1 rRNA gene is annotated in these 1,613 nt (G+C 49.5%); it reads right to left on the reverse strand.

Going from position 1 to position 1,613, the window contains the following annotated elements:
- Positions 1-49: 49 nt before the first annotated feature.
- Positions 50-1,578, reverse strand: a 16S ribosomal RNA gene (locus G5B32_RS16810).
- Positions 1,579-1,613: the final 35 nt, after the last annotated feature.

Consider the following 1,613-nt stretch of genomic DNA (forward strand, 5'->3'; position numbering starts at 1 on the left):
CTTTTAATCATGTATATAACGTAACGAATACCAATAACGTATTCTCTAGAAAGGAGGTATTCCAGCCGCACCTTCCGGTACGGCTACCTTGTTACGACTTAGCCCCAATTATCGGTTTTACCCTAACACGCTCCTTGCGGTTACATGCTTTAGGCACCCCCAACTTTCATGGCTTGACGGGCGGTGTGTACAAGGCCCGGGAACGTATTCACCGCGTCATTGCTGATACGCGATTACTAGCGAATCCAACTTCATGAGGTCGAGTTGCAGACCTCAATCCGAACTGTGAATGGCTTTTCGAGATTAGCATCCTCTTACAAGGTAGCTGCCCGCTGTACCATCCATTGTAGCACGTGTGTAGCCCCGGACGTAAGGGCCATGATGACTTGACGTCGTCCCCACCTTCCTCTCTGCTTACGCAGGCAGTCTGTTTAGAGTCCCCACCACTACATGCTGGCAACTAAACATAGGGGTTGCGCTCGTTGCGGGACTTAACCCAACACCTCACGGCACGAGCTGACGACAGCCATGCAGCACCTAGTTTCCTGTCCCGAAGGACTTATCTATCTCTAGATAATTCAGTAACTTTCAAGCCCGGGTAAGGTTCCTCGCGTATCATCGAATTAAACCACATGCTCCTCCGCTTGTGCGGGCCCCCGTCAATTCCTTTGAGTTTCACCCTTGCGGGCGTACTCCCCAGGTGGATAACTTAACGCTTTCGCTAAGACGCTAACTGTATATCGCTAACATCGAGTTATCATCGTTTAGGGCGTGGACTACCAGGGTATCTAATCCTGTTCGATCCCCACGCTTTCGTGCATCAGCGTCAATCATGACTTAGATAGCTGCCTTCGCAATTGGAGTTCTGAGACATATCTATGCATTTCACCGCTACTTGTCTCATTCCGCCATCTTCAATCACATTCAAGCTCATCAGTATCAAAGGCACTGCGACAGTTGAGCTGCCGTCTTTCACCCCTGACTTAATAAGCCGCCTACGCACCCTTTAAACCCAATAAATCCGGATAACGCTCGGATCCTCCGTATTACCGCGGCTGCTGGCACGGAGTTAGCCGATCCTTATTCTTACGGTACATTCAAGCTGATACACGTATCAGTGTTTATTCCCGTACAAAAGCAGTTTACAACCCATAGGGCAGTCATCCTGCACGCGGCATGGCTGGTTCAGAGTTCCCTCCATTGACCAATATTCCTTACTGCTGCCTCCCGTAGGAGTCTGGTCCGTGTCTCAGTACCAGTGTGGGGGATTCTCCTCTCAGAGCCCCTAGACATCGTAGCCTTGGTAAGCCGTTACCTTACCAACTAGCTAATGTCACGCGAGCCCATCCATATCCTATAAATATTTAACAGCATTCTGATGCCAGATCGCTGTGTCATGCGGTGTTAATCCGAATTTCTTCGGGCTATCCCCCTGATATGGGTAGGTTGCTCACGCGTTACGCACCCGTGCGCCACTCTCACCAGAATCAGCAAGCTTTCATCTGGATCCCGTTCGACTTGCATGTATTAGGCCTGCCGCTAGCGTTCATCCTGAGCCAGGATCAAACTCTCCATTGTAAAAATGAAGTTTGACTCTAACTATTTATAAAAAA

Origin of the sequence: Sphingobacterium sp. SGL-16, assembly GCF_011043515.1 — a bacterium.
Classification (GTDB): Bacteria; Bacteroidota; Bacteroidia; order Sphingobacteriales; family Sphingobacteriaceae; genus Sphingobacterium; species Sphingobacterium litopenaei.